At 63.7% G+C, this 8,452-nt stretch carries 5 protein-coding genes and 1 pseudogene; all 6 read right to left on the bottom strand.

Features of this window, described 5'->3' with window-relative positions; translation table 11 throughout:
- Position 1 precedes the first annotated feature (1 nt).
- Complete coding sequence (locus FYJ85_RS17015) at positions 2-2,434, bottom strand: hypothetical protein (protein ID WP_154419669.1); 2,433 nt, start codon at positions 2,432-2,434, stop codon at positions 2-4.
- Between the two features lie 6 nt (positions 2,435-2,440).
- Positions 2,441-3,148, bottom strand: a complete 708-nt coding sequence (locus FYJ85_RS17020; RefSeq protein WP_106052718.1) for a prepilin-type N-terminal cleavage/methylation domain-containing protein — start codon at positions 3,146-3,148, stop codon at positions 2,441-2,443.
- Positions 3,145-4,272, bottom strand: coding sequence for a GntR family transcriptional regulator (locus FYJ85_RS24220; RefSeq protein WP_106052719.1), 1,128 nt, complete (start codon positions 4,270-4,272; stop codon positions 3,145-3,147). Before FYJ85_RS24220 ends, FYJ85_RS17020 begins: the two co-directional genes overlap by 4 nt.
- A gap of 194 nt (positions 4,273-4,466) precedes the next feature.
- The gene (locus FYJ85_RS17030; RefSeq protein ID WP_206213263.1) at positions 4,467-5,234 is read right to left on the bottom strand and encodes an MBL fold metallo-hydrolase; all 768 of its coding nucleotides are present in this window, start codon (positions 5,232-5,234) and stop codon (positions 4,467-4,469) included.
- 186 nt (positions 5,235-5,420) lie between these two features.
- Complete coding sequence (locus FYJ85_RS17035; protein ID WP_154419688.1) at positions 5,421-6,875, bottom strand: L-fucose/L-arabinose isomerase family protein; 1,455 nt, start codon at positions 6,873-6,875, stop codon at positions 5,421-5,423.
- Between the two features lie 2 nt (positions 6,876-6,877).
- Positions 6,878-8,452: pseudogene (locus FYJ85_RS23240) on the bottom strand (hypothetical protein); the annotation flags it as partial.

Below are 8,452 nucleotides of genomic sequence, written 5' to 3' on the forward strand. Positions count from 1 at the left end.
GTCAGCGCCCGTAGAAAATACGGATGTTGCGCACACTCACGGAAATCTCGTCCTCAAGCGCATTCACCCCGAGCCGCAGTTTCCGGATGCCGCCCGCGTCAAGTCCGGGCGGAAACGCGATGAAATGCTCGCGGAACTCCCCGCCCGGCGCATCGCTCTTCAGATAGACGTCCTTCCCCTTCTCCGGCACGGCCATCAGCAGCATCTGAAGCACGGCGGAAGGCTTGGAGACCTTCGCCTCGAAACCGATTCCGATCGCCCCTTCGAGCGACTCCTGCGGCAGCTGCAGCGTATATTCCGGGTAGCTCCAGCGGTTCGCGCCGGTCGGGAATTTCGTCTCAAAACGGATCGCGCGGTCATTTTCATCGTAGCGGATCTCCATCGTTCCGGCGGCGTTCCTGCGCCAGTTCTCCGGATCGAGCATCTGCGGCATTTCGACCTTTCGGCCCGAACTGTTCATCTCAGCCAGGCTCTGCAGCGGAATCACCAGCGGCGTCGCCCGGCGGCCATCGAAAACACCGTCGGCCCGCAGCTCGCCCTTGAACTCGCCGTCCAGTTCCGGGGTGAAGGCAAGTTCCAGCTCGGTCCGGCCGAACGGAGGCAGCACGACACTCTCCGGCAGCCCGGCGCAAGCTCCGCCGGAAACGGCTACCCTCCCCCGCTTCGCCCGGTCCGACAGATTCCAGACCTGAAGTCTGAGCCGGGCGCCTGCCTTCTTCACATCCGCACAATCCCGGCCGACGAAAAGCCGGAAGTCGTCCGACAGTTCCGTGCGGAAGACGACCGTTTTGTCGATGCCTTCCGTCTCCGCCGGACGCACAGCCGCTGCCGGAAATCGAAACGGAATATCCGCCTTGAGATGGTCCACTCCGGTCAGGAACTGCGGATAACGGGTCACGACCACCCGGGCCGGGTCCACGGCGAACGGCGTGCCGAACAGATCGACGCCCGCCGGATTCCCGCCCGGCGGCAAGGCGAACGTCTGCTCGCCAAGACCGGTAACCGTCAGGTTCGGACGCGGCTTTTCGGTATCGAGCTCGGAACGGCTCCAGCAGACCAGCGTCTTGCCGCCGTCCCGGCGCCGGTAGAGGAAGCCGCGGAGCTTCTCCCCGAGCCTGACCTCCCCCTCCGGCACGGCGCCGCCGAGCTGGTCCACCAGCGTCGCGAAGGCGGCATAACCGGGCTTCACCGAAAAATCACGCCGCATGAGTCCCCAGTCCTTATTGCCGCCCGACTCGTTATAAGGCGGCAGCACGAAAAAGAAATCGCGGGAGACGCCGAGAAACTGCATGATGACCATCATCTTCGGCAGATATTCCGCAATCAGCATCTCCTGTTCGGGAGAGTGCGCCTTCAGCCCGGGAAGCAGACCGTCGGCCCGGCCCGCCCCTTCCATATTCGAACCGTTCTCGGTGAACCAGATCGGCCGGTCCGCAGCCCCGAAACGCTCCAGATGGCTCCGGATGCTCCGCAGCGCGGCGGGGAACTCCGAAATCGGCCGGTAGGTGTGGACGCTGAAAATATCGAAATACTCCCCCGCCCCGTTTTTCATCACGACGTCGGCGTACGGCAGAATCGGCGTGATCGCGTAGCCGCCGATTGCGACCGGCAGTTCCGGGTCGGCGGCCTTGAAGCCGAGATAAGCCGCCTTCAGCGCCGCCGCGTAATCCCAGGCCGCCTCGACGGCAAAGCCGATGTCCTGTTCGTTCCAGAACTCCCAGGCGGTCATCTGCCCCCGGAAGGTCTCCGCCGCTTTTTTCGCAAAACGGTAGGTGCCGAACAGATCGACGGGCAGCTTTCCGTCTTTGCGCCTCACCCACTCCGGCGCATGGTGATACATGCCGAGGACCTTCACGCCGCGTTCCGAAAGGAGCTTCGCGTTCGTCCCGTACTGCAGCCAGTCGTACCGGCCGGGAACGGCTTCGACCTCGGCCCAGTTCAGGCGTTCGCGCACCATCTGAAGCCCGGCGCGCCGCGCGACCTCCGAAACGACCTCGTACGGATTCTCCGGCTGACGCGGATTCCCCGCGTCGGGACGCGCAAGCCAGCTCTGTGCGGAGTCCATCGCAAAATAGAGTTCACCCTCCGGCGCGCGGCCGGCCGGATCGGAGACGACGGCGAAGCTGCGGAATCCGGCAAGTCCCGGCAGTTCGAGCTTGTAATATCCGTTCGGCAGGGCGTCGAGCACAAGCTCCCGCTCCTCCCCCTGCGGCCAGTCGCCGCGGCGGAGGAGCTCATCCTTCCAGTTGCGCAGCACCCACCCGCCGGCCGAAACGGCGGAGGGACTCAGCCGGAACTTCAGCGCCTCCCCCTGCACGAACACCGTTCCCGGCGCCGCAGCGGAAACGGCCGAGGCCGCATCGGGCTCCGGCGCCGCGGAGACGGCGGCAGCTGCCGTCAGACAGCAGAAAAAAGTCAGGATACTCCGTTTCATGTTCCCTCACAAGCTCTGCAGCGCACCGCCGTGAAAGACCGCCACGGAGAATCCCTTTTCCTTGAGGTCGGCAGTACCCTGTGACGAAACATGCCCGTCGAAGAAGCCCATGTTCAGGCGGTTGTTGTGAACCGGCGCGATATTGCCCGGACAGTTGTTCCACCCCGGCGCGAACTGGCTGATCCCGGTACTTCCGTAGGTGGGGTCGGTGATGACGCCCATCGTGTCGGCATACATGAACGTCTCCGTCGGGCGCTTCATGCGGTTGACCGCATACAGGATATAGTTCGTCCCGGAAACGCCGTAGCCGAAGTCGCCCCATTCATCCTTCTTCCCGTCGTAAAAAGTCGCCAGATCCGGCGCGTTGTAGCGATAGAGGCCGTAGGTCGTAAAACCGTTGAAACCGGCGGTCTTCTGCGGAATGCCCGGACAGTTGAACACCTTGCTCCGGACCGCGTATCCGTTCTCGATCAGCACCGTCGCCCACGGGCGTTCGCCGCCGGTGGCCGGGGCCCGGAAAATCACGGTCTGCCGGTTGTCGTCCGCATAGAACAGCGAGGCTTTGTAAATCTGGCTGATCCGGCCGATGCAGTTTGCGGCGCGCCCTTTTTCCCGCGCCTGATTCAGAGCCGGCAGCAGCATCGAGGCGAGAATCGCGATAATTGCGATCACAACCAGGAGTTCGATCAGGGTAAAGCGGAGAGTCTTCATCATTTCGTCACCTTTTCCTTCACATTGGGGAGTTGTTTTGCGGGAGCAAACGAATTTCCTTCAAAAAACCGCACGGCAGTCTGGACATCGACCGGCGGCGCATCCGGATTCTGCAGCCGCCAGCCGATCAGCTTGAGCGTCTGCCGCGCCTGGTCCTGCAGCAGAACCGAAAACGCGGTCGGCCGCGGATAATAGTACTCCGACTCCAGACGGTCCCCGAAGGCCAGCACCGAGATATCCTCGGGGACCCGGAGCCCGATCCGGCGGATTCCGGCCGCGACCGCCAGATAGAAGCTCATCGGGCAGACGACGGCGGTGTAGCCGGCCAGCTCCCCGCGCCGTTCCTCGAACGCCCGGCAGATGGCCGGATGCGGCTGTCCGTAGAGCGGAATCTCGAAAGCCATAAGCTCGGTATTGTATTCCACATCCGGATACTTCCGGCGGAAAATCTCCTCGAATCCCTTCATATTCGGGTGAATCGTAACCGGCTTCCCGTCGCGGCGGGTAACCTGATCGACCAGCAGAATCCGGCGGTGGCCGAGCTCGTACAGGCGGTCGCAGGGAATCTCCATCTGCCCGTCCCGTACATAGTAGACCGAATCCCGGCCGATGACCTCCGCACTGCCCTTGTTGACGACGACCGGCTTGGGCGAAGTGAACAGCTTCTCGCACAGAAAAGAGGGCATGCTCGCCATCTCCTGAATCACGGTCAGCACCAGCGCGTCGCAGTTGCCGAGAAGATCATGGATCGAGCGGTCCTCCCAGCTGCGCACGTAGATCACCTTCAGCAGCCAGTTGTTCTCCTCGCACGCCTGCGAATAATGCATGACCGTGTCGAGATTTTCGGGCGCGCCCCACGCCGGCAGCACGAGCCCGAGAATCTTCTGGACCTTCTGCTCCGGAATCTCGCTGCGGACGAAAGTGCCGCTGCCCTTGACCCGCTCGAGCAGCCCTTCCTCCACCAGCGCGCCGACCGCCTTGCGCAGCGTCATGTAGCTGATGCCGAAACGGTCGGCCAGCTCCTGCTCGGGCGGCAGCGTGGTGCCGCGGGCGAAATTGCCGATCCGGATCTCCCGGGCGATCCATTCGCGGGCGTGGTCCGCCTTCGTCAACCGTGATTTTACCATGATATGCCCCTGATGCGTTCGAAATAATTTATAGAACTTTTCTATAATTATAGTACATTTCTATAAAAATGTCAATAGGCATTTCCGATAAATCATCGATTTTTAACAAAAGCCGCTCCGGGCAGGATGCCGGAAAAACAGAAACGGCCGAGGAAATCTCCCCGGCCGCAATCGGCTGGAACAGAAAAACAAGATCAGCCGCGGCACAGCTCCATGCCGTCGAAGGCCAGCTCGAAGCCGGTACCGGCGATCCTTGCCTGCCGGCCGGCCTCGCTCTCCGGCCACAGGGTCCGGGCCAGGTGGTCGAGCACAACCCGCGTGTCGCCGTCGACGATCTTCAGATTCCGCAGCGTCTTCATCAGGTGGGTCACCATATCGAGGTCGGAGTGCTCGAAAATCCGGAAATCCCCGGACTCCGCCATCGTGCAGTCGGTCACGACCCAGTCGAAACGGAGCTGCGAAAACAGCCTGACCGCCGTCTTGAGCATTCCGGCCCCGTCGAGCGCGTACAGCAGATTCCCGGCAGCGCTCTCAAAGCAGAAATGGAACGCCTGTTCGCCCGGAATATTGGTCAGGTGGTTGGCCGGCAGGGCGGTCACGGCAAATTCGCCCGCCCGGAACTTCAGGCCCGGCGCGAGCGGGTGCGCCGCAACATCCGCGCCGTCCGGCAGCATGGCGAGCGCCTCGGGAGACGCATAGACCGCCAGCGGAACCCGCCGTCCGGACGCGAGTTCGGCAACCTGCTCCGGCACGAAATGGTCGTCGTGGGAGTGAGTGACCAGCAGCGTATCGATATCGGAGTGCGGAATCCCGAACCGCCGCAGATTCGCCAGCCCGGTCGCCCCGCAGTCGATCAGGATGTGTCCGTTCAAAAGCGAACTCGTGCTGCCCCGCACGCCCTCTTCCCCGAACCGGCTCCAGTCGTAATCGGCGGCGCCGGTTCCCAGCAACTTCAATTTCATCACAGACGGAACACTTTCATTTTCAGACATCTTACCGTTTCCCCGCAGTCCGGAATCCGCCGTTTCCGCGAAACCGGAAGAGAATAACATACACCGCGTACCGGGAAATGCAAACGGCGAAAAAGCGAAAAGGGCCCGCGCCTCAACCCGGGCGGGCCCTCCGTCTCGCATCCGCGGCAAGGCGGATCAGCAGATCACTTCGATCTCAATGCCGAGCGCATCCGCGACCTTGCGGACGGTTTCGGCATGGTGGCCGATTCCGAGCGCGAAATGATGCGTCGGGCCGGCCGCCGCCCAGCGTTTCAGGAAAGTCCGGACATCCGGCTTGAACTTCCCGTGCGTGTTCGTGTTCCCGGTCGGCGGGATCGGCCCTTCCATCGATTCGCCTTCGGCGACGACGAACTTGAACTTCCCTTCGGCGTTCAGACTGACGCTCAGCATCGTGATCGGGCCGGTCCTGATGTTGAACTCGACCCCGGCCCCGGAACCGGGTTTGCCGTGGTACTTCTTCAGGCTGCGGATGACCGGGCGGCCGTTCGCGATGTTCAGGTGATGCGGCCCGTCGTGGCCGACCAGGACCGTGTCCCGCGCAAAGTCGACCGGGTGGAACTCCGCGAACGAGCCGCCGATCTCAAGCCGGTCGAAGATCAGCATCGCAATGCAGGTCTTGATGTCGAACTCCCCGCACATCGGGAAGCCGGCCGCGGTCAGGAGCGAATTGCCGACGATGAAGTTCGTGACGATCCGCCGCAGCAGCGACCCCGGTTCGGCCTCGTAGTAATAGGCGAGCCCGTCGAGATGCTTCAAAGCGATGTAGCGCTCAAGCGTCACGGCCACGACGGCGGCGGTCTCGAGGTCGGCTTCGGTCAGCTTTTCGGTCAGCGGGTCCGAAACCGGGTCCGGCGTGTCGAAAAACGACAGGATCCGCCGTTTCATCTCCGTGACCTCGGCTCCGGCCGGGTCGACCTCGCGGTAGATCGGCAGCAGCTGGTCCGCCTCGCACTGGACGACGTGCGCGCCGAACGCGGCGGTCACCGCCGCCGGATCGGTCTGCATGTCGAGCATCGCCTCAAGCACATGGCCCATATGGCCGAGCCGGGCGCGGCGCAGATCGTGCAGAACATGGGCCACGCGGCACCACTCGGCCAGCTCCGCATCGGCGACCGCGTCGCCCTCAAGCTGCCCGAGCACGACGGCCGGCGCTTTCTTACCCATGCGGACCGCCACGCCGGTGAACTCCGGAACCGAACAGAAATCGTCGTTGCAGAGCTGCATATACGTGCTCGCATGCTCGTAATCCATGGCCGGCAGCGGCTGGAGCGCGACCAGGACCACGGGAATCTGCATCCGGCGCACGATCATGCCGAACGTCGCGCTCGTCGCGTAGGTCAGCATATCGACGAAAAGCAGATCAAGATCGGCCGCCTCGATCTGCGGCAGCGCCGCCGCGGCCCGTTCGGCGTTGTCCACCATGCCGAAGTCGAAGAGCTCGACCGAGTGGGCCGACAGCTTCCGCTTCAGGATCTCCTTTTTGGCGAGCAGATCATCCAGCAGCCCCGGGAACTGCTCCCAGTAGGTGTCGAGCCCGACTCCGAAAATGCCGACTCGGGCGGTGAGCGGTTTGCGTCTTGCGATATTCATGTTCAGTTCTCCTCTCCCCAGGAAATCAGGAGATCGCCCGAGATGTTTTCCAGAATGTATTTCGGCCCGAAGCCGTCGTATTCGAGTTTCGACTCAAAGAGCGAAGGCTCCAGCAGCGTCCGTTTCGCATCATCGTATCTGCCGCACGTGAAGCGGACCGATTCGACATGTTCCGCCTCCGGCCGGAAGACCACCCGCGCACCGTCGAGCCCGTCCAGCAGAATCCGCCGCCTGACGCCCGGCATCAGCGAAATCTGCTCCCGGCACGACACCCTGCCGTGTTTCATGCCGAGGAATACGCGGCACTCGCGGTTGACGGCGCGTTCGGCGGGATAGCAGGCGGAACCGTTTCTGATCAGCGCGTCGGCGCCGGTGAACAGCGGGGCGCCGTCCGGGAAGCGGAAGCGTTCGGTCACCGTCGTGTCGGTTCCGAATCCCGAGAAGTAGAGCGCGTTGTCGTGCCACCTGAGCGTCAGGCGCGGATCGGGCGTCGTCGCGGAGTATTTGTCGAATTCGATCCGCCAGCCGAACTTCGCAAGCGCGCCGCGCAGCATCGCCTCCGCCGGCGCGAAGACGTTCCGGTCGAACGCGGTCGAGAAGTGACAGTGCTTCTCCATCGAAAACGAGTTGCTGCCGCGCACCCAGAGCGCTTCACCGCCGTTCCACTCCGGCTTCGCGACGCGGGCGACCGCCGGACGCGCCTCGCCGTCCTGCCGGTATTCGAAGACGGTTTCGGCACCGGCTCCCGACGCGAACACCCGGTCGAGCGGTCCGCCCGAATAGCGCGCCAGATGCCTGACCCGCCCGAAGCCGATCACGTCGAACTCTCCGTCGAGCGGGGACGCCGGGACCAGTCCGAGCAGGGACTCGATCCATTCGCCGCGCGCCGGTCCGTAGAACAGCACCCTGCCGCCCGCCGCGAGGAACCGTTCGAGCTTCGCCGCGGCCGCCGCGTTGACCGTCACCGTCGTCGGGGCCACGAGGACACGCCCGGCCAGCGCCTTCTCCGGCGCGGAGACGAAGTTCCCGGTCGAGATGACCGTGTTCAGCGGCAGCCCGCAGTTCAGCGCGCCGCGGATCAGGTAATCCCCGGCGAAAATCTCCTCGAGCCGCTCGCCCGCGTAAACGAGGTCGTGGTACTCGTCGAACGGATAGACCCAGACCAGCGGTCCGGCCTGGTCCGGCGCGGTCCGGCGCGCGTCCGCCAGATGCGGAATCACTTCCTGCGGCACCTGGTCCGGCATGCGTCCGTACGAGTCGTCGATCGACAGAAGGTGCAGCGCATTCGGGAGTTCCGCTTCTCCGGAGCCGTTCAGCCGCGCCACCGCCATCGGCAGGTAGATGTCGTGCGGACTGCGTCCGTAGCGGTCCAGCCACGGCGAATTCATGAACCAGATGTCGTGGATGTAGTAACGGAACGGAAACCCTTTCCCCGGAGGCAGTTCGGCCACGTGGCTCATCCAGCCCGCCAGCTCCATGCCGAAGTCGCCGTCCAGCGCGGCCCACGGCGAGTTCGGCGGAATCTCGAGGTCCGGGACTTCGCGGTAGATTTCGCGCAGCGGCGTCGCGTCGCTGGT

The organism is Victivallis lenta (assembly GCF_009695545.1).
Taxonomy (GTDB): Bacteria; Verrucomicrobiota; Lentisphaeria; order Victivallales; family Victivallaceae; genus Victivallis; species Victivallis lenta.